Annotated in this window: 16 protein-coding genes; 9 read left to right on the plus strand and 7 right to left on the minus strand. The window is 40.8% G+C overall.

Annotated elements, in window-relative coordinates; all coding sequences use genetic code 11:
• Together HMPREF9009_RS17830 and HMPREF9009_RS17835 are read left to right on the plus strand one after the other, a co-directional pair.
• Positions 1–1386, plus strand: coding sequence for a DUF262 domain-containing protein (locus HMPREF9009_RS17830; RefSeq protein ID WP_049702899.1), 1386 nt, complete (start codon positions 1–3; stop codon positions 1384–1386).
• On the plus strand, positions 1370–3145 hold the full coding sequence (locus HMPREF9009_RS17835) for a DUF262 domain-containing protein (protein WP_049702900.1): 1776 nt from the start codon (positions 1370–1372) through the stop codon (positions 3143–3145). The genes HMPREF9009_RS17830 and HMPREF9009_RS17835 overlap by 17 nt, the downstream gene beginning before the upstream one ends.
• 166 nt (positions 3146–3311) lie before the next feature.
• On the opposite strand, the gene HMPREF9009_RS17840 is transcribed toward HMPREF9009_RS17835, so the two are convergent.
• Both HMPREF9009_RS17840 and HMPREF9009_RS17845 read right to left on the minus strand, forming a co-directional pair.
• Complete coding sequence (locus tag HMPREF9009_RS17840) at positions 3312–5075, minus strand: response regulator transcription factor (RefSeq protein ID WP_022199602.1); 1764 nt, start codon at positions 5073–5075, stop codon at positions 3312–3314.
• 374 nt (positions 5076–5449) lie between these two features.
• Positions 5450–6067 (minus strand): DNA polymerase ligase N-terminal domain-containing protein, encoded by a 618-nt coding sequence (locus HMPREF9009_RS17845; RefSeq protein ID WP_049702901.1) that lies wholly within the window; start codon positions 6065–6067, stop codon positions 5450–5452.
• 220 nt (positions 6068–6287) lie between these two features.
• Between HMPREF9009_RS17845 and HMPREF9009_RS17850 the strand changes: the two genes are divergently transcribed.
• From HMPREF9009_RS17850 to HMPREF9009_RS17870, 5 genes are all read left to right on the plus strand, one after another.
• Positions 6288–8756 carry a glycoside hydrolase family 95 protein gene (locus HMPREF9009_RS17850; protein WP_008022233.1) on the plus strand — a complete coding sequence of 823 codons (2469 nt, stop codon included), beginning with the start codon at positions 6288–6290 and terminating at the stop codon, positions 8754–8756.
• 13 nt (positions 8757–8769) lie between these two features.
• Positions 8770–9972 (plus strand): glycoside hydrolase family 88/105 protein, encoded by a 1203-nt coding sequence (locus tag HMPREF9009_RS17855; protein WP_049703373.1) that lies wholly within the window; start codon positions 8770–8772, stop codon positions 9970–9972.
• A 20-nt stretch (positions 9973–9992) separates the two neighbouring features.
• Positions 9993–11459 carry a glycoside hydrolase family 140 protein gene (locus HMPREF9009_RS17860; RefSeq protein WP_049702902.1) on the plus strand — a complete coding sequence of 489 codons (1467 nt, stop codon included), beginning with the start codon at positions 9993–9995 and terminating at the stop codon, positions 11457–11459.
• A gap of 129 nt (positions 11460–11588) precedes the next feature.
• Positions 11589–15449 carry a family 78 glycoside hydrolase catalytic domain gene (locus tag HMPREF9009_RS17865; protein ID WP_049702903.1) on the plus strand — a complete coding sequence of 1287 codons (3861 nt, stop codon included), beginning with the start codon at positions 11589–11591 and terminating at the stop codon, positions 15447–15449.
• Positions 15450–15562: 113 nt separating this feature from the next.
• Positions 15563–16462, plus strand: coding sequence for an SDR family NAD(P)-dependent oxidoreductase (locus HMPREF9009_RS17870; RefSeq protein ID WP_049702904.1), 900 nt, complete (start codon positions 15563–15565; stop codon positions 16460–16462).
• Between the two features lie 6 nt (positions 16463–16468).
• Here the strand turns inward: HMPREF9009_RS17870 and HMPREF9009_RS17875 are convergent, their stop codons facing one another.
• Positions 16469–17872, minus strand: a complete 1404-nt coding sequence (locus tag HMPREF9009_RS17875) for a DUF7829 domain-containing protein (RefSeq protein ID WP_009039630.1) — start codon at positions 17870–17872, stop codon at positions 16469–16471.
• Positions 17873–17898: 26 nt separating this feature from the next.
• On the opposite strand from HMPREF9009_RS17875, the gene HMPREF9009_RS17880 reads away from it, so the two are divergent.
• The gene (locus HMPREF9009_RS17880; RefSeq protein WP_008022225.1) at positions 17899–18225 is read left to right on the plus strand and encodes a helix-turn-helix domain-containing protein; all 327 of its coding nucleotides are present in this window, start codon (positions 17899–17901) and stop codon (positions 18223–18225) included.
• Positions 18209–19312 carry a type II toxin-antitoxin system HipA family toxin gene (locus tag HMPREF9009_RS17885; protein ID WP_009039631.1) on the plus strand — a complete coding sequence of 368 codons (1104 nt, stop codon included), beginning with the start codon at positions 18209–18211 and terminating at the stop codon, positions 19310–19312. The genes HMPREF9009_RS17880 and HMPREF9009_RS17885 overlap by 17 nt, the downstream gene beginning before the upstream one ends.
• Here HMPREF9009_RS17885 and HMPREF9009_RS17890 read toward each other — a convergent pair.
• The 4 genes from HMPREF9009_RS17890 to HMPREF9009_RS17905 form a co-directional block, all read right to left on the minus strand.
• Positions 19272–20078: a patatin-like phospholipase family protein gene (locus HMPREF9009_RS17890; RefSeq protein ID WP_008640511.1), complete on the minus strand. Its 807-nt coding sequence runs from the start codon at positions 20076–20078 to the stop codon at positions 19272–19274. The two genes, HMPREF9009_RS17885 and HMPREF9009_RS17890, sit on opposite strands and share 41 nt — an antisense overlap.
• 201 nt (positions 20079–20279) lie before the next feature.
• Positions 20280–22244 (minus strand): 6-O-methylesterase, encoded by a 1965-nt coding sequence (locus HMPREF9009_RS17895; RefSeq protein ID WP_049702905.1) that lies wholly within the window; start codon positions 22242–22244, stop codon positions 20280–20282.
• Between the two features lie 83 nt (positions 22245–22327).
• Complete coding sequence (locus HMPREF9009_RS17900) at positions 22328–23695, minus strand: glycoside hydrolase family 28 protein (protein ID WP_008775768.1); 1368 nt, start codon at positions 23693–23695, stop codon at positions 22328–22330.
• A gap of 200 nt (positions 23696–23895) precedes the next feature.
• Positions 23896–26730, minus strand: a complete 2835-nt coding sequence (locus tag HMPREF9009_RS17905; protein WP_049702906.1) for a glycoside hydrolase family 78 protein — start codon at positions 26728–26730, stop codon at positions 23896–23898.
• Positions 26731–26978: the final 248 nt, after the last annotated feature.

Below are 26978 nucleotides of genomic sequence, written 5' to 3' on the forward strand. Positions count from 1 at the left end.
ATGGCTAATTATTGTAACACAAAAGATTGTATTGATAAATTCAATCTTCACAAAAAGAATGAGATTTCCAGCCCATATACACGGGAATTAGAGTTTAAAGAACTTACCAATTCTCAAGAAAAGGTCGTTTTGGAAACAAAAAATTTGCAAGATTTATTTTCTTCCAATTTGGTTATTCCCGATTATCAGCGAACCTATTGCTGGGAAGATAAAAATGTTACAGACCTTTGGGATAATTTACTTGAAATGCCTCACAACAGTGACTATCATTTAGGTTCTATCATCTTACAAAGAAGAACTGTGAATGATTGCACTCTTTACAACATAATTGATGGACAACAACGCCTTGTCACTTTAACGCTTATTATGCGCGAATTAGGATATACAGGGCAGATGCCTTTGCTTAAACAAAAATTCATATCAAAAGATGCGCGTCTCCATGTAGCCAATAACAAAGCACTGATTAGAATTCTCAATCAGAGGAATACAGACATAGCCATGTTGGAACGTCTGTCCCATCACTTGATTTTCTCTGTACTTATTCTTAATGACAGCAATCTTGATCTGGCATATACATTCTTCTCAAATCAGAATTCAAAGGGTGTATCGCTTTCAGACTATGATTTGCTAAAAGCGCACCATCTACGCTATCTAAACATTGAAGATCAGGCAGAACATCTTGCTATGCGGTGGAATGATCTCTCATTAGAATATGACAACAATGGAGATTCTTATCTTACCCATACTTTGGGAGTACATCTTTTCAGATTAAGAAAATGGATGCGGAAGCATAATGTGGAGGAATTTCAGCCACGAAAGGTAAAAGAAGAGTTTTCGGCTGCCCGCATTATGTCCAGTATTCCTGCTTTTGGAGAGAAATTCTATTTCTATGAGAAAATCCAAGGTGGTTCGCATTTCTTCGCATACACTTCTATTTTTGTAGATAAATACAAGGAGTTTATCCGTACCAGGCAAATACAGCTACTAAGAAATCATCTTCAATGGGAGTCTCATTGGAAATATGCCGATATTATAGAAAGCCTCATGTTCGGTTATTTTATAAAATTCGGGCATCAATATTTATCTGAAGCATTGTTCTGTATTGCTGGAATCATGGCGCAGCATAGATATAGCGCCACACGCGCTATCTTTTATAAGATTCGTGAATTCGCAAAAGATTCAGAAATTATAATGATGATAGATCAGGCATCTTCGCCTACATTTTTTCTTGCCGAGGCCATTCCTTATATCAGGATTAGTGGATTGGAGCAAGAAGGTGACATCAAAGAGCGATTCTATAGGTGTTTAAGACGTATCTTCTGTGAGCTGAATGATTTTTCGGATAAAACAATAATCGAAAAGAAAAACAATGAATATGGAGAATAAATATACGCCGGAACTTATTGCTACAAGCCAGTTTAAGTTTTCGATCCCGCTTTACCAACGTTTATTTGCGTGGAAAAAGAAAGAAGTTACCAAACTTCTTTTTGATCTTAAGGAGCATTTTGCAAAGATGCCTGCCGATGAGCCATATTATCTCGGTATGCTAACTTGCATTGACATGAAAAATCATTATGACCTAATTGACGGTCAGCAACGATTTACTGTCATGACTCTTTTTGCCATCATTTTTAAGGAATATGATGATAAATGGTCCGGTTTCTTAATGGATGGTAATCGCCTTAATTTCATAGCGAGAAGCGATGATAAGGCATATATAAAGAGCAAGATCAATGGTTATCCGACTAAAACGTATGTCAATAAGAATATGGAAGAGGGACTCGCCGCTATAACTGGTTTCTTAGAATCCAATTTTAATACTCAGGAGGAACGGATTGAGTTTGTGCAACAGGTTTTCACACGATTGACATTTTTCTTTTCTTACTTGCCATCAAGCTATCTTGCAGATACCACTTCGCTGAATAAATATTTTGAAGCAATGAATGCACAAGGAAAAGGACTAGAACAGCATGAGATTCTCAAAGTGCAACTGATGCGGGGAGAAAAAGAACAGGATTACTTGACGCATATTTGGAATCTGACCTCCATGATGGATCATCCTATCATTGCGAAGGAAGAAGACCAGGACGAGGCTTGTTACCGTCAATTTTATGAAGAAGCTATAAGTCTCTGCCGTCAGAAACGGTTTCATGAAGCTTTAGAAAAGTGCAGATATACGTCTCTCGATGACGAGGAGGAGTATTCTATAGATGTGATCCAACCTGAAAAAATAGAGTTTAAACAGAATAGCTATGAAGATGGCGAAAACAGTATTATATCATTTCCGGAGTTTCTTCTTTTGGTACTTGATGTATGTACTGGCGGTGAGCAACCAGCCAGTCATTATCAGCCGGATAAACTGATAGAGAAGTTTGATGCTCTGAAAACGTACTTCACTGCAGGGGAATTTTACGAGAAAATGCTTTATTACCGGCTACTGCTTGATTATTATACGATTAGAAAAGATATCAAGGATGGGCAAGGTAATTACAGTTTAATCCTGAAAGGTCCAAAGGATGATAGTGATAAATTAAAGCAATACCAATCGATGCTTTACGTTTCAACGGAGGCTTTCTACAATTGGCTCAAACCTTATTTGAGAAAATTAGAGCAAGATGAACTCCACTCCTGTGCAGAGATGCTCGCATTCCTTAAAAAAGAAGATAATGAACGTCACAGCATATTACCTGCCAGAAAAGATCTTTCATATAAAGCATCCGGTAACATTAGGTACTGGTTTTGGCGTTTAGACTATTACCTTTGGGAACAACGCAGCACTTTCTTCAATGAAGAAGAACAGAAGATTGTAGAGCACTATGTGTTTCGGAGAAATCGTTCTATTGAACATCTGCATCCTCAAGACGAATCACACAATGAAGAATGGGAGGAAGAAGCTGTACATTCATTTGGCAATCTTGCCATGATTTCTCAAAGTTTCAATTCACAACAAAGTAATGACCATATACAAATAAAGTTTGCCCGAATCCATGAGCAAATCAGCAACAAATCACTGCAAAGCATTAAGATGTTTTTAATGTGTAAACTCGCTGACTTTAACTATCAAAATTGGACAATGAAATTGGCTAAAGAACACGAAAATGAAATGATTGAATTTTTAGAACGGTCTTTCTATATATCAGATTGAATCGTATATTGTTATATAACACATTATTTCAGTCTAAGTTCAAATACTTGATAGGTTTCCTTTAATTAGCAAAGCTATATGTTCTTCTCTATCTAATATTTACAATGAATATAGTACATATTTTAGTTTATATCAGTTAAACTGAAAATATGTACTATATATTCTTTTACCCTATAATACTTTTAATGTAATCCGTAGGACATACATGATAGAAGTCTTTGAACTTCTTTCCAAAATATTTAGCATCACAATATCCCAGCATTCCTGCAATTTCCGAAACAGTGTACTGTTGGGAGGCTAGCAGTTTAAGTGCCCTGTCCATTTTGAACGAATAGATATAATTTTCCGGAGGATTCCCGGTTATCTCTCGTATCCTGCTATAAAAAGCAGTACGGCTCATTCCTATATCGATACTTAATTTATCTATTGTATATTTATCAGTAGAGAGGTTCTTTTCCAGGATTTTATTGACTTTATCCATAAATATCTGATCCGTATTTTCTGTTTCCATTTCTTCTTTGGTGGGGACCATTGGAAAAACAGCATCTGACAAAAACAATTTGACCCGTTCACGCAAAACCATGCGGTTTTCTACAAGCATACGTATGTTTGCCCTTAGCCTGCAAATGCTTTCTGTTCGTAATTCCAGACGATCCGCCCCACTTCCTAAATGGGACAAATAACTTTCGTTATCAAAGGCCCTTATCAAAAGGACAACCGGTATATACCCTATCATTTTATCTGTTTTGATCCGGAAACTAAGTGCATCTCCATTTGTTCCGTTTACATTATCGTCAATAATGATAGCATCAGGATTTTGGCGGACTACTGTATCCTTCAGCAAATCAGGATCTTTCAAAACTGAAATCTGAAAATACCGCGATAAAGCTTTCCTTAAATAATTCCTGAATGCCCCGTCCGCCATTACCAATAAGATATGGGATGTATCTTTTGTTTTAGCATTCGGGGTATCATCTTTATCACTTTCAGAAGATTTTTTAGCCTTATTCTTCGTATTTGTTGAAGAATGTTTGATAACCGAACATTCCTGATTCCGGCAATGACAATCTGTTGGAATGACAATTTGGAAAGCAAATGATTTGCCATGTCTATATCCGTTTATTTTTCCACCATGCAGGCGAATGATTTTTCTTACAGTCCACAAATCACTATACCCATATATAGGAAATATGACCGGAATAAAAGGAAACATTTTCCCTACTCTTTTGTCTGCTATCTCACAATTAGTAATCTGCAACTGCCAGGAATCTGTTGTATGTGTTATATTGATTGATATGCAACAACCTAAATCGGAACCCAAAATTAGTTTGCTTATAAGATGCTGAAGCGCTGCCGTCATAATGTTTTCATTGATTCTGCAACTGACGCAATCCGAACATTCGCTGACAGTCAGTTGTATACGGCGCGAATCAGCATAAGGTCGACATTGATTGACAATAGAAGTAATATAAGAAGAGAGTTCCAAATTTGCCGTTGATGTCTTAGGAAGTATTTTTTTGTTTACCTTATTGAGGGTTACAATATTCTGATTGCAATATATGATGTATTCGGTATATCTCAATGCCTCTTCTACTTGTTGGGAAAGCGATTCGGGAAGATTACCGGTTTTAAGTTCTTCCAATTGATTTCGTAACAATATCAACGGGGTATACGTAGTATGGAGCATGTTCATAGCTATCTTAAGTTTTTCATGTGACAACAACTGAACATTATACTCTACCGCAAGATACGCAAACAAAACAATAAATAGCCCAATGCCGAAACTCTCTACAGGAACTGCATAACCAAGCAATGACAAATCAGGCAAAATTACGCCAATAGCTTGTTTACTGTTTACTAAATTGGCTCCACTATCTATAGAAAGTAAAGCGCGAAAGTTTAATAATAAACTCAGGTAACAATCATTCATACTTATATAGGATTTGATTAATACTTACATTTTCAGCAAAACACGTTTGATGACCTTTTAACGTGTCTAAATCCGGAACAAGTATAAACTTTTCAACGTCCACATATGAGGTGGATTCTAACAAAAACAATGGGTGTTTTCTATCAAAAGTGGTAACAATATCGTTTGTTACCGAAATATCAAAGAATAGATTCTAAAATCATCATTTTATTTGGCGAAACGTAGTGATTGTCAAATATTATGCCATACAATAACACAACCATACGATCATATAGTTCCACTTAATCATTAAAATAATGAAATAAGTAGAATTATAAAGCCGCGTATATAATTTGAAAATAATAGACTTTAGATAAGTATTGTCAGATCATGATTTACAGGAATACCTCATCATAAGACGGAATAATCTTCGCATCGTAAACGTGAGTGACCGCAAATACATCGTCTTTCTTTATTAACAGCCAGTCTTTATCCTGATCATCCATATTGGTATGTATAAGGACAAATAGCCCTTTGAGTTTATGCCCGTGTAACTTGAATTCAAGTATTCCATTTTTAATGGCAGCGGAAATGTTACGATTATTACCAACGTAAGCATAGGTTCCACTATCCCATATTTCCACCGTACCTGCTCCATAGTTACCTTCCGGTATAACTCCTTCAAAGTGCGCATAACTCAAGGGGTGGTCTTCTACTTCTATGGCCAACCTCTTATCTTTTGGATTCATGGAAGGTCCTTTAGGCACCACCCAACTTTTTAATACTCCATCTACTTCCAAACGAAAATCGAAATGAAAATGACTGGCATCATGCTTTTGAACAACAAAAACAGGCATTCGATTGGGAGTTTCCACCGTCTCCGCCATCGGTTCCGGTGTTTTACCGAATAGCCTTTTTGCCCGGTACTCTTTGAGGTTGATCATAGAGGCTTCAGCCGCCTGCTTTTCTACCATTTTGATATTTTTTCCTTCATCGGGAGAATTCTTTGCCATAATCTGTATTTTTTAGGTGAATAAAAAAACGAATGATTCAATGTACAACAATCAGTATATCTGTTTGTTTGTCGAAATTCATCTATTTTAATGGCTTTATAACTGCATTTAAGTTTGCTAACTTATTTTTATTCTTCTCCCTTTCTTACTGCCTGCATAGTGGGTACAAAAATCCCTTTCAATCGTCCTTTTATAAAAGTATAAAAGCAATTGGAAGGAAATGAATAAAAAGAGATTAATCGGATATCTGTTCGTCACGATGTCTGTTGGTTGTATTCAGGCGCAGGAACAGAAGTCTTCTGTACCCGAATACAAGCTATGGTACGACTGTCCCGCACAGGTATGGACCGAAGCATTACCCCTTGGGAATGGCCGTTTGGGGGCCATGGTATATGGAACACCAGGCACAGAACAAATACAACTAAACGAAGAAAGCATTTGGGCGGGACGTCCCAATAATAACGCCAATCCGGATGCACTGGAATATATTCCGAAAGTGCGTGAGCTGGTCTTTGCCGGAAAATATCTTGAAGCTCAGACACTGGCCACAGAAAAGGTAATGGCAAAGACTAATTCAGGAATGCCATATCAAAGTTTTGGTGACCTGCGAATCGCTTTTCCCGGTCATACACGTTATTCCAATTATTACAGGGAATTAAGTCTGGATTCCGCACGTGCAATCGTACGTTATGAAGTAGACGGAGTGCAGTATCAACGCGAAACGATCACCTCATTCACCGATCAGGTAGTAATGGTACGACTGACCGCCAATCGTCCCGGACAAATTACTTTCAATGCACAACTCACTTCGCCTCACCAGGATGTTATGATCGCTTCTGAAGAGGGAAACTGTGTGACACTCTCGGGAGTCTCTTCCTTGCATGAGGGGCTCAAAGGGAAAGTAGAATTTCAAGGCAGATTGACTGCTAAAAATAAAGGTGGGAAAATAGCTTGTGCCGATGGTGTCCTTTCCGTTGAAGGAGCTGATGAAGCTACGGTCTATGTATCTATTGCCACCAACTTCAACAATTATCAAGACATCACCGGTAATCAGACAGAGCGGGCTAAGAATTATTTGGCGAAAGCAATGGTTCATCCGTTCATTGAATCGAAGAAGAATCATGTTGATTTTTACCGACAATATCTGACACGCGTTTCTCTTGATTTGGGACGAGACCAATATGCGAATGTAACCACCGATAAGCGTGTGGAGAATTTCAAAAACACCAATGACACACATCTGGTTGCCACCTATTTTCAATTCGGACGTTATTTGTTGATCTGTTCTTCCCAACCGGGAGGACAACCCGCCAATTTACAAGGAATTTGGAATGACAAATTATTCCCTTCCTGGGATAGCAAATATACTTGTAACATCAATTTGGAAATGAATTACTGGCCTTCGGAAGTAACGAATCTAAGTGAACTGAATGAACCGTTATTCCGTCTGATAAAAGAAGTGAGTAACACAGGAAAAGAGACGGCTAAGATTATGTATGGAGCCAACGGATGGGTGTTGCATCATAACACGGATATATGGCGTATTACAGGAGCAGTTGACAAAGCTCCTTCGGGTATGTGGCCCAGTGGTGGCGCATGGCTTTGCCGACATCTTTGGGAGCGTTATCTATACACCGGAGATGTGGAATTCCTGCGTTCTGTCTATCCGATACTGAAAGAGTCCGGACGTTTCTTTGATGAAATTATGGTGAAAGAACCCGTACACAACTGGCTGGTAGTCTGCCCCAGTAATTCACCGGAGAATGTACATTCGGGAAGTAATGGAAAAGCCACCACAGCTGCCGGATGCACCATGGACAACCAATTGATTTTCGATCTTTGGACAGCAATTATATCTGCTTCTCAAATACTGGATACAGATCAGGAGTTTGCCTCTCATCTGACACAACGTCTCAAAGAAATGGCTCCCATGCAGGTGGGACATTGGGGGCAATTACAAGAGTGGATGTTCGACTGGGATGATCCGAAGGACGTACATCGTCACATTTCTCATTTGTACGGACTCTTCCCCAGCAATCAGATTTCCCCTTACCGTACTCCTGAACTATTTGATGCAGCACGTACTTCTCTGATTCATCGTGGCGACCCGTCGACCGGGTGGAGCATGGGATGGAAAGTTTGCCTTTGGGCACGCCTGCTTGATGGCGACCACGCCTACAAGCTGATAACTGACCAGCTGACTCTCGTACGCAATGAAAAGAAAAAAGGAGGCACCTACCCTAACCTGTTCGATGCGCATCCGCCATTTCAGATTGATGGAAACTTTGGTTGTGCCGCAGGCATTGCAGAGATGTTGATGCAAAGCTACGACGGTTTTATATATTTGCTTCCCGCACTGCCTACCGTTTGGAAAGAAGGTTCTATCAAAGGAATCATTGCCCGTGGAGGTTTCGAACTTGATTTGAGTTGGAAAAACGGGAAAGTCAGCCGACTGGTTGTCAAATCTCATAAGGGAGGAAATTGTCGTTTACGTTCGCTCAACCCATTAACCGGGAATGGCTTGAAGCGTGCCAAAGGTGAAAATCCGAACCCTCTTTATGCAGTCCCCACCATTCCGGAGCCATTGATTAACGAAAAGGCCAACTTGAACAAAGTGGAAATTGCAGAGACATACCTCTATGACCTACCTACCAAAGCAGGAAAAGAATATGTATTGATTGGAAAATAATAACTCGACCGATATGAACAAAAACTTATTGAAACTGATTGTCGCCTGTGGAACTGCTTGTTTCCTGGCTTGCGCAGCACCTCAAAAAACAGAAACGGAAAAATGGAGTGAACGCATGGCACGCTCCGAAATGAAACGTTTCCCCGAACCCTGGATGATTGAAAAAGCTAAAAAACCACGCTGGGGATATACCCACGGATTAGTAGTGAAATCCATGTTGGAAGAATGGAAACATACCGGGGACAGCGTATATTATGAGTATGCCAAAATATATGCAGATAGTCTGATCGATGCTGACGGACATATCAAAACCATGAAATATCTTTCATTCAATATTGATAATGTCAACGGCGGAAAGATTCTTTTCGATCTTTACGCACAGACCGGAGACGAACGTTACAAAATAGCTATGGATACTTTGCGCAAGCAAATGGCAGAGCAACCTCGTACCAGTGAGGGAGGATTCTGGCATAAATTGAGATATCCTCATCAAATGTGGCTGGACGGAATTTTTATGGCTTCTCCTTATCTGGTTCAATATGGTGCTACTTTTAATGAGCCCGCTTTATTTGACGAAGCAACAAAACAGATTCTTTTGATAAATAGCAAGACTTATGATCCTGCAACAGGACTTTATTATCACGGATGGGATGAAAGTCGCGAACAGAAATGGTCAAATCCTGAAACGGGTTGTTCTCCTAATTTTTGGAGTCGCAGTATCGGATGGTATGGAGCTGCTATTGTAGATGTACTGGACTTCCTGCCACAGGAAACAGCCGGACGCGATAGCATTATACAAATTCTGCAGGGATTGGCAAAAGCGATTGTGAAATATCAAGATCTTCAATCCGGAACCTGGTATCAGGTAACCGATCAGGGAGCACGTGAAGGTAATTATTTGGAATCATCTGCCACTGCCCTGTTTATCTATACGCTTGCCAAAGCTATCAATAAAGGATATATTGGCAACGAATATATCGAACCGACACAAAAAGCCTTTGACGGAATGGTAAAGACATTTACCCGTTTGGAAGAGGATGGCAGCTATACAATTACCAATTGCTGTGCTGTTGCAGGATTGGGCGGAGATTCAAAAAGATATCGTGACGGCTCATTTGAATATTATATCAGCGAACCGATCATAGAAAATGATCCGAAATCGGTAGGTTCATTCATCTTGGCTGCTATTGAGTATGAGAAAATGACAAAGAAATAAACTAAAAACGATAAAATACAATGAGAAAATTCAAGATTCTTCCCCTTTTGTTGCTGCTATTGACAATGGCAACTTCGGCTGCAGCACAGAAGAAAACACAAAAGACGTATATCCCCTGGGACAACGGCAAACTCGTAGTTTCCGAAGAGGGACGTTACCTGAAACACGAAAACGGTGCTCCTTTCTTTTGGTTAGGAGAAACCGGTTGGCTATTGCCTGAACGCTTGAACCGGGATGAAGCCGAATATTACCTGGAACAATGCAAACGTCGTGGATACAACGTGATTCAGGTTCAAACGTTGAATAATGTTCCGTCTATGAATATCTACGGACAATATTCGATGATTGACGGATACAACTTCAAAAACATCAATCAAAAAGGCGTATACGGTTATTGGGATCACATGGATTACATTATCCGTACAGCAGCCAAGAAAGGTCAGTATATCGGCATGGTCTGCATTTGGGGAAGCCCGGTGAACCGGGGCGAGATGACTGTAGAACAGGCAAAAGCATACGGCAAGTTTTTGGCAGAGCGTTATAAGGACGAACCGAATATTATCTGGTTTATCGGTGGAGATATCCGTGGCGACGTGAAAACTGCTGAATGGGAAGCTTTGGCAACCTCTATCAAAGCTATCGACAAAAATCACCTGATGACATTCCATCCACGTGGAAGAACAACTTCCGCAACTTGGTTCAATAACGCTCCCTGGTTGGATTTCAACATGTTTCAAAGCGGACATCGTCGCTATGGACAACGTTTCGGAGATGGTGACTACCCTATCGAAGAAAATACGGAAGAGGATAACTGGCGTTTTGTAGAACGCAGCCTGGCCATGAAACCCATGAAGCCTGTGATTGACGGTGAACCGATCTATGAAGAAATACCTCATGGTCTGCACGATGAAAACGAACTGTTGTGGAAGGATTATGACGTACGTCGTTATGCTTATTGGTCTGTATTTGCAGGTTCTTTCGGACATACTTACGGTCATAATTCCATCATGCAATTTATCAAACCGGGTGTAGGTGGTGCTTATGGTGCAAAGAAGCCTTGGTATGATGCGTTGAATGATCCGGGCTACAATCAGATGAAGTATCTGAAAAACCTGATGTTGACTTTCCCGTTCTTTGAACGCATACCCGATCAGTCTATCATCACAGGACAGAATGGAGAACGTTATGACCGCGCTATCGCTACACGTGGAAATGATTATCTGATGGTATACAACTATACCGGACGTCCGATGGAAGTTGATTTCAGCAAGATTAGCGGCGCGAAAAAGAATGCTTGGTGGTTCACCACGAAAGATGGTAAACTGGAATACATCGGAGAATTTGATAACGGAGTGCACAAATTCCAGCACGACAGTGGTTATTGCAGTGGAAACGATCATATTCTGATTGTAGTGGATAGTAGTAAGAACTATGTGGAGAAGGACTGGACAGAATTACCAAATGCACAACAAAAATGGGCTAAATAATTTTGTATTATTAGGCGCGGATTACACGGATTTCACGGCTTTCAGAATGACAGATAAGTAAAACGACAGCGTTAATCCATGCAATCCGTGCCTAAATTTATTATATAAACGAATTATGAGAACATACTTATGAATAAAAGAATAGTATCATTTTTCTTTCTTCTGCTCTTTGCAGGTTCACTATACGCAGCCATAGGTATAACTGACCTGCGAACGGAGCAGTTGAAAAATCCGGCAGGTATCGATGTGCGCCAACCCCGATTGAGTTGGCGCATCGAATCGGATGAACAGAATGTGATACAAACTGCGTATCACATTCTTGTCGCATCTTCCCCGGAGCTATTGGAACAAGGAAAAGGAGATATTTGGGATTCAGGAAAGATTGAATCTGACGCTTCCCAATGGATCACTTATCAGGGAAAAACATTAAAATGTAATGCCTCCTACTATTGGAAAGTAAAAATAGAAACCAACAAAGGCGCAACGAATTGGAGTGCTCCGGCTTTCTGGACCACCGGACTATTTAATGAAGCAGATTGGCAAGGACAATGGATCGGCTTGGACAGGGCCGCTCCCGGAGACAGCGAAACACAATGGAGCCGTTTGGCAGCCCGTTATCTCCGTAAAGAGTTTGCAGTAAAGAAAAGTGTGAAACGTGCCACAGTACATATCGCCGGAATGGGATTGTACGAGTTGTTTATCAACGGACAACGCATCGGCAATCAAGTACTGGCACCTGCTCCTACCGACTACCGGAAAACAATTCTGTACAACACATACGATGTTACTTCACTGCTTCAAACAGAAAATGCTATTGGAGTAACTCTTGGAAATGGTCGCTTCTATACGATGCGTCAGAACTATAAACCGTATAAGATACCGACTTTCGGTTATCCTAAACTCCGGTTGAATCTGATTGTGGAATATGCAGACGGCAGCAAAGAAACGATTGCTACAAACACTTCATGGAAATTGACTACTGAAGGTCCTATCCGTAGCAATAATGAATATGATGGCGAAGAATATGATGCCCGTAAAGAGCTAGGAGCCTGGACTCAAACCGGATATGATGACAAAAACTGGATGCCGGCCCAACGTGTCAGTATTCCTTCAGGAACATTGCGCGCACAAATGATGCCAGGCATGAAAGTTACAGAAACCCTGAAGCCCGTTTCTATTAAAAAGCTTGGTAACAAATATATCCTGGATATCGGTCAGAATATGGCGGGCTGGGTACGTTTCCGGATAAAAGGACAGGCTGGCGATAGCATCCGTCTCCGTTTTGCAGAAAGTCTGCAAGACAATGGCGAACTTTATACAAAAAACTTCAGGGATGCCCGTTCTACAGATGTATATGTTGTCAGTGGACGCGAAACAAAAGATGCTACCTGGGCACCTCGCTTTATTTATCATGGGTTCCGTTATGTAGAAGTCAGCGATTATCCGAATGCGAAGGCAGAAGATTTCGTTGCCGAAGTAGTAGAAGATGAAATGGAGCATATCGGTACTTTCAACTGTTCTGACGAAACTCTGAATAAGATTATCCGCAATGCATTTTGGGGAATCCGGAGCAACTATAAAGGGATGCCGGTTGACTGTCCGCAACGGAATGAACGCCAACCATGGTTGGGTGACCGTATTATGGGCTGTTGGGGAGAAAGCATGCTTTTCGATAATTACGCCATGTATACCAAATGGACGCGTGACATCCGCGAAGCACAACGGGAAGACGGCTGTATTCCTGATGTAGCCCCGGCATACTGGAACTACTACTCGGACAATGTGACCTGGCCTGCCGCTTTACCAATGGCCTGCGACATGCTTTTCACAAACTTTGGAGATAAACGTCCGATCGAAGAGAATTATCCGGCTATCAAGAAGTGGGTATCTCATATCCGGGAATACTACATGACAGAAGATTTTATCATCACCAAAGATAAATATGGTGACTGGTGCGTTCCGCCCGAATCACTGGAGTTAATTCATAGTAAGGACCCTTCCCGCAAGACTGACGGAGCTTTGATCGCAACGGCTTATTATCTAAAGGTATTACAACTGATGCACCGCTTTGCAAGCCTGCAAGGGCTGAAAGCTGACGCAGAAGAATGGGAAGATTTGGAACATCGCATGAAAGACGCATTCAATGCCCGTTTTCTACACATAAAAGAAGGTACTTCTCCCGTACCGGGACATACCTTATATCCGGACAGTATTTTCTATGGTAACAACACAGTTACTGCCAATATCTTGCCACTTGCTTTTGGTCTAGTGCCAAAGAACTACATCAATGAAGTAGCTAAAAATGCCGTAACTTCCATTATTACAACCAACAAGGGACATATAAGTACCGGAGTAATCGGTGTACAATGGCTATTGCGTGAATTGAGCCGTCGCGGTCATGCCAATGTAGCTTATCTACTGGCTACCAATAAAACATATCCTTCCTGGGGATATATGGTTGAAAAAGGTGCTACCACTATTTGGGAGTTATGGAACGGTGATACGGCAAATCCTGAAATGAATAGCGGTAATCACGTGATGCTTTTAGGTGACTTATTGCCTTGGTGCTTCAATAACTTGGCAGGTATCCGTGCGGACCGCTGGAAGTCCGGTTACAAGCATATCGTCTTCCAGCCGGCTTTTGAAATTCAGGAGTTGAGTAACGTGGATGCATCGTACATGAGTATCTACGGAAAAATAACCAGCCGATGGACAAAGACTCCCACACATTTGGAATGGGATATCGAACTTCCCGCCAATACGACGGGGGAAGTACATCTTCCGGATGGACGGAAAGAAAAAATCGGATCAGGAAAATATCATTTCAGTGTAGACATTCCCACCCGGAATGCGGCTATTCTAAGTGATGAGTTCCTATACGAAAACGCTTCTTTCCCCGAATGTCACGGAGCTACGATAGTAGAACTGAAAAATGGTGATCTTGTAGCCTCTTTCTTTGGAGGAACCAAAGAGCGCAATCCGGATTGTTGCATCTGGGTATGTCGTAAACCTAAAGGCTCTAAAGAATGGACTGCCCCCAAAGTTGCTGCCGACGGTGTGTTTTCACTTAAAGACTCACAAGCAGTATTAGCCGGAATCGATTCAACCTGTACCCCGGTGAAAGATGCAAAAGGAACACTTATTGCCCGCAGAAAAGCTTGCTGGAACCCGGTTCTTTTCCAGATTCCCGGAGGTGACCTGATTCTGTTTTATAAAATAGGTTTGAAAGTGAGCGACTGGACAGGATGGCTTGTCCGTTCACGCGACGGAGGAAAAACCTGGAGCAAACGCGAAGCGCTTCCGAAAGGTTTTCTTGGACCTATTAAGAATAAACCGGAATATATCAATGGGCGTATCATCTGTCCTTCCAGTACGGAAGGAAGTAACGGATGGCGTGTCCATTTCGAGATTTCCGATGATAAAGGCAAGACCTGGAAGATGGTCGGACCACTGGATGCCGAGTTATCTGTCCCCACCCAAAATCGTAAAAAGGGAGGTGTGAATGTGGATGACCAGGAAGGCGGAGAAGCGATCGAAGGAGAAGGAGCCAAACCTGTTTATGCAATACAACCCAGTATTTTGAAGCATAAGGATGGAAGATTACAGATACTCTGCCGTACACGTAACGCACAGGTAGCAACTGCGTGGAGCAGTGATAATGGTGACACATGGAGTAAAGTAACGCTGCTGAATGTCCCGAATAATAATTCCGGTACGGATGCCGTGACAATGAAAGACGGTAGACATATCCTTATCTACAATAATTTCTCTACATTGCCCGGAACTCCGAAAGGTCCGCGTACTCCGCTCTGTGTGGCCGTTTCAGAAGATGGTATCAATTGGCAGCCTGTTCTTACATTAGAAGATAGTCCGATCAGCCAATACTCTTACCCTAGCATTATTCAGGGGAAAGACGGGAAGCTGCATGCCATTTATACATGGCGCCGTCAACGAATTAAATATGCAGAGATAGATCCGACGAAGTTTTAAATATTGAACGATCATCTGAATGAAATCGACCGCTCCTTTGCCCGCAAAAGAGCGGTCGATTCTTGTATTTATCCATTTTATACTTTACATTTGCCAATAAATAAAAAATAACGATGGCAGATAATTACATAGAAAGACAACAGGAACAATACGAAGCCCGAAAAGCTGCTTGGAAACAAGCACAAAAATATGGTAAGAAGAAACTAACAGCAGTACGTCCGGCTGAATCGAAGTCTCACACTTCAACGGTTTCAAAACCGGAGGATTCAAAAAGAAGAGTATTTATAACAGGCGGAGCGGAAGGAATAGGCAAAGCAATAGTAGAAGCTTTTCGCCTGGCTGGAAATCAAGTTGCCTTTTGTGATATAAACGAAACATCGGGACAGGAGACTGCGAAGGCAACCGGGGCTATGTTCCATAAGGTCGACGTAAGTGATAAAAACGCACTTGAAAGTTGTATGCAAACCATTCTTGCCGAATGGAACGATATTGATATTATTGTCAACAACGTCGGTATCAGCAAATTTTCTTCTATCACAGAAACAAGTGTAGAGGATTTCGACAAAATTCTTTCTATTAACCTGCGTCCTGTATTCATCACTTCCCGGCTGCTTGCCATCCATCGTAAAAAGCAGCCCTCTCCCAACCCATACGGCCGAATTATAAATATCTGCTCTACACGTTATCTGATGAGTGAACCGGGAAGTGAAGGTTATGCAGCTTCGAAAGGTGGTATCTATTCTTTGACTCATGCATTGGCTTTGTCTTTATCCGAATGGAATATCACCGTAAATTCCATTGCTCCGGGATGGATACAGACCCATGATTATAATCAACTCCAACCGGAAGACCATTCACAGCATCCTTCACGCCGGGTAGGTAAACCGGAAGATATTGCCCGCATGTGTCTGTTTCTCTGCGAGGAAAACAATGATTTCATCAATGGAGAAAACATCACTATTGACGGGGGAATGACGAAAAAGATGATTTATATATCTTCGGACGCAACATAAACATCATTACGAATTCATGTTATATACTTCTGGATACAAAACAGATAAGGCTTTGTAAATAGCTGAATTTATTTCTATTTTTTCAGAGCCCTTTTCTAATTTTATCCCGGGTTCTTTTTGAGAAAGATAACTTCTCATACTCTGCCCATCTGTAAAATGATAAGCATCGAAAGCCATATCAATATATCCCCAATATTGATTTAATGGATGTTGTAAAGTTGCACCACGTACTCCATTTATATATGATTTCCAATTAGGATTACTAGTGCAGAACAAATCATTGGTTTTAATGGCTTCTACCATACAAATTGCTCTAAGAGCAATACTATTCATTATCTCTTTCAAATCAATATCTAAACTCATATCATAGAACTTGTCTAAACAATAAAGTTTCATTTGTTTAGTACTTGTTATATTTCCGTGCACCTGCCATTCTTGGTGGGTATGATATCTATATCCTAATTCCCATAATGAAAAAAGAAAATCCAAATTACCCACTGTTCCGGCTTCTAATCCTATTTGCAATTTGGGATGTATCTCCGAGCTGTATAAAATATCCAGAACATCAGTCCTTGCATATTCTTTTAATTGCTCAAGGATAATATGTGAATCTCCAGAATTGAGACAAAGTAGTGCCATCAAAAAAGTATCATGTGGAAGAGTATTCCATAATGACAAAACCTTTTCTTCAGCTGTTCTACCTTCTATATCGTTGCATCCCCATGCCGGACGCTGTTTTCTTATAGCATAACCTAAAGAACTAAAAGTGTCTGATAGTTCCGATTTCTTAAAAATAGAATCAGCCTGTTCTAAAAGACTAACTGTTTTTCCTTTTATACGAATATCAGGCACTTCCAACTGTGGATATAGTAACCTCAGAATCTCATATTGTTTTTGATTTTCCCACTCTAATAGTGCATCTTTATCTATTGCATTGTATATTGCCTTGAATGAACTAATTTTATATATTTCCTCCCATTTTCCGCATTTTTTCAATGCAGCCTCACAAAATATCCAATAATCTCTATAATTAGTAATTGCGTTATTAGCAATACAAAGCCATACATTGGTTTTATATTCAAAATATACCGAAGTATTAGATAACAAAGACTCAATAGTATAAATTGACTTTATAAAAGAATCAACAGAATTAAATAATTCCGCTATCAAATCAGGACGTCCTTGTTCATATAAAGTAAAAGATAGCCTTGAGAGAGTGGCTAATTTTTTATATACTACATATTCACACTTGTCTCTTATAGTTTCTCTATCCTTACGAGTTATCTGATATCCGTGTTGTAAGAACAGAACTAAAAAGCTATGTGGGCTACTTTTTCTGCTATTTTTATTGAATAAGTCAAAGTGAAACACTATCTTTGTAACAGATATAATAATATCTATTATAATCATATTTGTTACTTATCAGATACAATGATATGTCTTTATTATACAACTTTGATATAGATACGCCCGAAGATATTCTGCAGTTACTTGCCTGCAATTTACAAAAGAGGCGATTGGAGAAAGGACTTTCAAGAGATGCTTTATCCAAGTTAAGTGGCGTTCCTTCTCCCACTATAGCTAAGTTTGAACAGAAGTTTTCTATTTCATTGAGCTCTTATGTGGCATTAACAAAAGCATTAGGATATTCCAAAGACGTAAAGGCACTTCTTGCAGAACCACTTTACAGTACAATGGAAGAATTGGACGTTATCAATAAAAATAAAAACAGGAAGCGAGGAAGAAATGAAATTAGTAAATAAGTTATCGGTACTTTATCGTGATCAAAAGATAGGAGAACTTACCATGACACACGATAACCGATGTTGCGCTTTCCAATACGATAAGAAATGGCTGATATCAGGCTTTTCTATCTCTCCATTAGACTTACCATTAGAATCTAGTTTATTCATCGCCAAACCAGAACCTTTCTGGGGAAATTTTGGAATATTTGAGGATAGTCTCCCTGATGGATATGGTCGTTATTTGTTGAATCGTTTACTCAAAAAACAAGGTATAAATGATGCTTTGCTTACACCTATTCAGCGATTAAGTATAGTGGGAATTTCGGGAATGGGAGCACTTAGTTACGTGCCGGAATCTTATATTGGAGAAGAAAAATCTCTACCTGACTTGGACAACTTACAACAAATGGCTCTGGAAGTACTTTCAGAAAAATCTGAAGAAGGCGAAGATATTTTATATTTCAATAGTGGTAATTCCGGTGGCTGCCGTCCTAAATGCTTGTGGCATGATCGTGAAGGTGCATGGTTAGTGAAATTCCGCCATACATATGATCCGAAAGATATAGGGAGAATGGAATATAAATATAATGAAGTAGCTCGTAAATGTGGAATAAATGTTCCTGATTACAAGTTATTAGATGGCAAATATTTTGCCAGCAAACGTTTTGATATAGAGAATGGAAAACGACTACACATTGCTACTGCTGGTGCGTTACTCAATGAATCAATATCAAATCCAAAACTAGATTACAAGGTATTGTTACACTTAACAGGATATTTGACACAAGATTCACAACAAGTTGATGAAATGTTCCAACGCATGGTGTTTAATGTACTTACAGATAACAAAGACGACCATGTCAAAAATTTCAGTTTTATTTGTCGTGAAGGAAAATGGTCATTAGCACCTGCTTATGATTTAACTCTCTGCAAAGAGGGGTATCACGGTGAACATGCTACTTCAGCAAATAACAAAGGAAATCCGGATATTGAAGATATGTTGGCGGTCGGTGAAAGTATCCGTATACCCCGAAGAAAAGGAATGGAGATCATCAACCACATGATTAATCATTGCCAAGAGATTCTTTCAACACGTTTCGAGTAACTTCCGCTCCTGTCTTCACAATCGAAGCTGCGTGATGGAACTCCAACATATCATACGTATCGCCGGAAATTTGAATTAAGATATCCGGCTGACAACGTTCTATCTGGTAACGAGTGATTTGTTGCATCATCATTCTCGAAGATTCTGTCAACAGATTATAAGGAGACATTTTCTTTTTCTTTCCGATTTCAATGGGTGCATTCACATCGACAGCTATCAGAATGTCTCCTTCAGTACGTTGCGCATGACTCAATGGAAGAGGATTCAGAATACCTCCATCAATCAATACCATACCGTCTTTTCTTAATGGGCGGAAAAGCATAGGGATAGAAATAGACGCACGAATAGCTTCATGTAAGCTCCCTCTGTCAAACCTGACTTCCTGATCGCGGACAATATCCGTAGCCATCGCTACATAAGGGACAGGCAGGTCTTCAATATTCATGTCCGGAATAATTTGTTTCAGTTCTTTAATAAAACGGTCACCTTTCACTAATCCATCCCGGCTTAAGGTAAGATCCGCCAATTCCCACATCTTGCGTTTGTCCCAACTATACAGCCATTCTTTACATTCTTCCATTTTTCCTGAAGCATACATTGCTCCCACCATTGCTCCCATGGAACTTCCTGCAATGGAAGTAATCTCAAAGTTGTGACGAAGTAATTCTTCAATTACTCCTATATGTGCTATTCCACGTGCTCCACCCATGGAAAGGACTAATGCTACTTTTTGCTTATCCATATCATATACATTTCTGTTAGCCATCTACAAAATAACACATTTTCTGCGAAAAAGATGTTTAGTAATCGTGAAGAAATAAATTATAGCAGTGTTTTAGGGGAACTAAAGCATAGCTTTAGATATGATAAAGCTATGCTTTGTCAGTTGCAAAGCATAGCTCTATTATATTCTTCTATTATCCCGGAGATTTTCCGGTTATGTAGGAGGTTAAGGGTTTACCCTCATTTATTTCTTTCCTTGAGCCTTCTTTTCTGCGTTTCGCTTATTCACGTAATCTTTGAACATCTGCCGCCAGTTGCGACCATGCTCATTGAAATACTGTTCGCATTTGGTTTTATAAATTTCGAAGATAGCAGAAATCTGCTTCATATTCTTGTAGTCAATAGCCTGTTCGCGAGCCAGTTTCAACTGTTCCAGAACAAAAGCCGTTTCCTCCTCCGTCATATTGGGCACGATGGCCTGATAACCTTTCAAGGTAAAAGCAACTTTACCTACCGTGTATTTATCCAGGATTTGTTCAATCTGTTCTTCCGTCAATACTCTGTGTAAATCTTTCATTAGCCTTTCATGCACTTCTTTCGGCATAGCAGAATCTGCAATCATTTCACGGTCGAGCTTGGAAAGCGGTTTGCCTGTCAGAGGATTGATACCCTCGGGAATTGTTGTATAAGGGTGCTCATTGTGCCAGTCACGCACTTTACGAAGATGATTATAAATGGCAGTTACTGCAAAACCTGCCTTTTTATCATCGTTCAACTCTAAAGAAGCTACCCAGTCGATGGCTTTCTTTTCGAGAGAAGCATCTGATTTTAAATTAGCATAAGCCTTCTTGTCAAAATAAGCAGCTACCTTGTCAAAAGAACGGATGGCACCTTCAGGAAGCAAAGCTCCTTTTTCACCAAAACTATACATAGCGGATTCCGGTTCAGTGGTGACCTTGCTTTCATCCAACATCTTTTTATCCAATTTGAATACTTCTGCGAAGAAGTCATAAACAGCATTCCGCTTATTCGGACCAAAGTCATGTTTCTCTTTGGGAAGATGTACATTCGTTACTTTATCTTTTGCCTGGTAGAATCCGTAGATTCGTTGCAGATAAGGAAATTCAAGAGTAGGAACACTGGCCGTCCAGTCGCCGCCATCCGATACGATCAGTTGTGGACGAGGAGCAAAAGTAGCGGCTAATTCCGCATTGCAGGTTCCTCCTGCAGATAGTTGAATGGACATTCCGCTTTCGCAGGGACAGCCACCGTCGAAGTGAGAAGCCAGGCTCACTACCGGAGCTGAAGCGGTGAAACGATCATCCAATACGCTCAATAATACAGTATGGGTACCTCCACCCGAACCGCCATTCGTACCAATACGGCTGGTATCAATGTCCTTACGGGAAGCAAGCATGTAGTCAAGAATCAGTAAGCCGTTCATTGCCTGTATAGTGTGCGCCGCACTGCTACGGTGTGCCGCACTGCCCACTTGCAAAGCCGACTCTCCCCATCCGAACAAATCATAGTCTACACAAACAGCTCCCATACGTGCTAAAGTTCCCATACGTTGTTGTTGGTCTTCCCGATAACGTCCGCCACCAAAATGTCCGTTAGGGCAGATTATCAACGCATGTTTTCCTTTCGATTGGGGCGTATAGATAGAACCGCAAACGTATAACCCGGGAAGTGTTTCAAGCGCGAAATTCTGCACGGTATAGCCATCAAACTTACGTATCTTTGAAAGAATAGGTTTGGATTTGACACATTGAGCCAACAAAGGATCGATACCTAAACGCTGACGTACCTCTTTTTTCAGAGAATCGGCACGAAGTTGAAAGGACTGTTGGCCTGTATAGAGTGTATTCAGATAAGCCAGCATCTTCTCTCCGTCTGCATCTGTACGACGTGGATACTCGTATGCTTTCAGCTTATACATATTTCCTTTCTGCTTAACAAATTTATAATCGAAAGGTGCCAATACATTCGTCAAGGATTCTTCCACGGAATAAGGACGAATACGGAAATCGGCATAAGGCAGCACTTTTCCCACCGTATCAATGTCATATTTCAAACGGACTCCGAAACGGTTCTGTATATCCGTCAGTACTTCATTCAAGGGACGGGCAAATTCTGTCTCGTATGTTTGCGTCTGGGCTTCGGCCGAAAGAGATGCGGCAAGAAGCATAGTAAAAAGGATTCGTTTCATTTATTTTTAATTTATGTAAGTTGTTTTTTCACCACAGATTACACAGATTTTCACAGATTTATTATTCTTATAATTTAGTCGAATTAAAAATCTGTGTTAATCTGTAGTATCTGTTGTGTGCTTTTAATTACTTCACCATTGACGATTACGTCATCCATCGTGATACGTTCACAATTTTCGAAGATACATTTCTGTTTCCCTCCCTGAATATGAATATCACGCAAAACGATGTCAGATATCGGCGCTTCTTCCAAGCCCACTATTTTGATCGGAGTCTTTACGTTTGTCACAGTCATTCCGCTGATATGTACGTTACGGAATATCGGAGTGCGTTCACTCTTAGGTTCGGCAGGCATTTTACTGTATTTCAAATTCAATACGACAGCTTCCTGTTTAATGTTGCTCATTACGACGTTGCTGACACGAATATCTTCAACGACTCCTCCCCTTCCACGGGTTGACTTAATACGAATTCCACGATCTGTTCCGTCAAACACGCAATTGGAAATAGTAACTTTACGCACACTCCCACTCATCTCGCTGCCGATAACAACACCTCCATGACCGGAAAGCATGGTACAGTTGGTGATAGTGATATTCTCGCAAGGTACTCCCAAACGACGGGCCTGCGCATCTCTTCCCGACTTGATTGTGATGCAATCGTCTCCTACTGATATATGGCAGTCGCTGATATGTACGTTGCGGCAGGATTCCGGATTCACTCCGTCCGTATTTGGTGAGGGCGCATTATCTATGGTGATCCCCTTTATGGTTACATTGTCGCAAAACTCCGGATTGACCGTCCAGAAGGGAGAATTTATGATTTTCACTCCTTCAATCTTTACTTTCTTACAACGAACGGGCTGAATGAACGGAGGACGGAAAAAGCGACGTTGCAATGTATTTACATAATCCTTGTTCGTTTCAGCATAAATTGCTGTCGTATCATTTGCTGCATCCCACATTGGCTGATATTTATTCACATCACGCATGCCATTGTCTTTCAAATCAATCATGACACGAAAGAACTCCATCCACCATTTCTTTCCTTGTCCGTCCAAAGTTCCTTCTCCTTTGATCGTAATATTCTCGGCATCTACCGCATAAATCAAAGGCTGGAAACTTTTCATCATCACTCCTTCATGACGAACCTCGACAAAAGGAAGATAGTCATCAAAGTTATCGGAAAAGAGCAAGGTAGCTCCGGCTTCCAACTCCAGTGTAATATTACTTTTCAGATGGATACTCCCCGTCAGGTAAGTTCCGGCAGGAAAGAAAAGAGTACCTCCGCCACCACGGTTCAGACGGTCAATCGTTGAATTGATTAGCTTTGTATTAAGAGTCTTGCCATTTGCTTTTGCACCGGCCTTCAGCATATCTACACGCTCGGCACGAAGAACTGTGGTTGCACAGAAGCAAAGAAAGACAAAAAGAGTTGTTCGTAAATTCATAATCGATATTATTAAAGTATATTTCATCGTTTCCTTCTAAAAAATCATGCTAATAGAATCTTTTTTTCTTCCCAATGTTTGAAGACAATCATTGAGATGTTTTTTTCAAACATGCTACATGATTAAAATAAAGATGCTGCATGATTTTTTATACGAATACATTGTTTTTTAATTCTACAAATATATACAAAAAGGTTCTTTTATTTTGCACAAACCAATTGATATGTTCCGCTCTGTATTTCTTTCGGTTCTTTTCCGCCCGGGAGATAAACAACAGCGGTAGTATTCACCGGAACAGACACGTTTAAAGTGAAAGTCCCATTCTCACAAGTCCAGTCCACATTAATGGTACCGTATAAAGTTTCATACGACGCTTTGACATATTTCAAATCTCCCACAGGTTGGGGAGCGATGATGAACTTCTGATAACCTTGTTTTGGAGTGGTAGAAGGACGAATACCGACCAGTGAATTAAAGAACCATTCATCAATCTGTCCCATCATAAAGTGATTCCAGGAAGAACCTTGACGGGGGTCCCATTGCTCGGTCAAAGTTGTAGCGCCGAATTTTAACTGGAAACCATATCCGGGAGCTTCTTCATGATTGAACATTTTATAAATAAGTTCATGTTCTCCATTACGCGCCAATGTCTGAATCAGATAACGGTTTCCCACATCACCGGTAGTCAAACGGTTGCCATGTGCTTCCACATCTTTTATCAGATTCGCGAATACTTTCTCATTCAAATCTGCATCCGGTCGGTAGTTACCTTGTTCATCTGCATCCTGCGTCATTTGGAGGAACAGCGGAAGCGCATTACTGCATTGGCTTCCTGTACCATATTGTGCCATATCTTTATGAAGAAAACATTTATTAAATGCAACCATTATATCCTGTGCCAACGAAGTATAATAACGAATGTCAAAGTCATTACCTACCATTTTCGCAGCTTGTACCAAATACATGACTGTCATGTAATAATGCGCAGTAGCTACCAAAGGAACGGGCGTATTCCGTGAGAATCCCGCACGAAAATCTCCGTAATCATACCAGTCTCCCAATCCGAAAGAAAGAACACCTTTATCTGCACGAGTCTTGAGATAATCCACGTAACGACGCATATTCGGATAATATTTCTTAATCAATGAATCGTCTCCATAAGTCTCATAGTACATAAAAGGGAAAATAACCAAAGAACCACCCCACTCCGGAGATTCGGCAAAAGCATCCATACCCGGACCTTCAAAAATCACGTATTCCGGAGCAGTTGTCGGCATGGCCCCGTTGGAATGTTGTGCATCTGCCATATTCTGCATAATCTGCGGAGCGTATGCTGTCAAATCATAGTTATACAACAAACCCGTACCATTCAGATGTACCTGTTCCAGCCACCCAAGTTTCTCACGATGCGGACAATCCGTAAACACAGACTGCATATTGCTGCGAACCGCTTTCTCGATCAATCGATGGGCAGCATTAAATATCCGGTTGGATGATTCGAAAGTGGAAACTTTCTTGGCTGAATTATATACGAAACAAGATTGAATATTCTTTAATACAGGCAATTTCTGCGGATTCTTCTGTCCTTTTAAGACAGCCCCCTCTACCTGAACATATCTAAAACCATAATAAGAGAAACGAGGGTGCCAGGTTTCATCGCCTTCCCCTTTCAGAGTGTATTCGTAATAGTGTTGACGCCCTGTCTGACGCTGATTGCAAGCACCTTCCTCTGTCAATGCTTCGGCTACAATCAAAGTCACTTTCTGACCACGTTTGCCACGTACTGTTATTTCCGGAAAGCCAGCCAGATTCTGTCCCATATCCAACACAAAAGCAGAAAGATCGACTGTTCTCTTAGTTGATACAGAAGCTGATGCAACTTGGTCCGCATTTAGTTTGGTTACCTTTTGAATATCATACCGTTCCATGATTTTCACCGGAGCCGCCATCTGTGGACGAAGTATTCCTTTAGGAGCTTCCTGTATGACTACCGGACGCCAATGACTGTCATCAAAGCCAATCTGATTCCATCCTTTCTGTTCACGACGCGCATCATAATCTTCTCCTCCATATATGCAATTGAAGGTTACCGGACTAAAATCATATTTCCAATTATTATCGGAATGAACCGTCGTACATGTTCCATCTTCGTAGTTAATAACCAGCTCAAATAAAAGTGTGGGAGGACCAAAGCTGATCTGTAATTTGCGATAACGCCCCCCCTGCACATTATAGAATCCATTCCCCAATAAGATTCCTACGACATTTTCACCACGCCGCAATTGTTCCGTCACATCGTATGTGTTATAGTAAACAGTTTTATCATAATCACTCCACAATGGAGCAAACTCACTGTTACCTACCTTTTTGCCATTCAAAGAAAATTCATAGAATCCCAGACCACAAACGTATGCCGTTGCCTCCACTATTTTCTTGCCCGGTTTACGGTTTGCACCCCCTTCTTTCGCATCTCCTACCTGGAATGTTCTTCTCAAACAAATACTTTTCTTTGCCAAAGTGTCCACTGCTTCCCAAGCAGCTTTCACTTCCGGTTTCTTCAGCTCTCCACCGTGGAACTTACGCCCTTCCGGTAAATGAGCATTTTGTCGGGTAATAGCTCCAATCCACTGCCCCGAAGATAATCTTTCGGGTACTGCCCGGAATTTCGCTTCACTGCTCCACTCGGAAGGTGTATCTGTTTCATCCCAAACACGAACGCGCCAACTATAATTAAATGAGTTATCAGGACGTATATCTGCCCCCTTTGTAGAAACTAACTGGCTCTGCGAAGAATAAACCTTCCCACTATTCCAAACGGAACGCCCTGTAAAAGCTTCCCGAATATCAATCTCATAGGCAGATTGTCGTGTCCCATTTTCCGGCGATTCCATCACCCAGCCCAAACGGGGTGAACCTTCGACCACTACCAGTCCCTCCTGCATCTCACAGGTAAGACGACTGATGGTTATATTCTTCGCCTGTACAAAACAAGACAAACAAATTAGCAATGAAAGAAGAATCTTTTTGAATTTCATTTTTCAAGTATCTTTTATTTGTTCGATAAATGAGAATTTATCGGTTAAATGGGAATTTTGCAGTTAGGCTGAAAGCCTTACAATTATATATTTATTGGGGTGCCCTGAAAGGGCTTAATTATATAGCGTAGGGCAACGCCCTACGAAAAAAACACACCAGCCACAAGCCCTGAAAGGGCGGAACCATATACAATTATGCCCTTTCAGGGCGCAAATTCAGATTGTCGCTTTTACGTAGGGCGTTGCCC

Origin of the sequence: Bacteroides sp. 3_1_13 (assembly GCF_001185845.1) — a bacterium.
GTDB lineage: Bacteria > Bacteroidota > Bacteroidia > Bacteroidales > Bacteroidaceae > Bacteroides > Bacteroides xylanisolvens.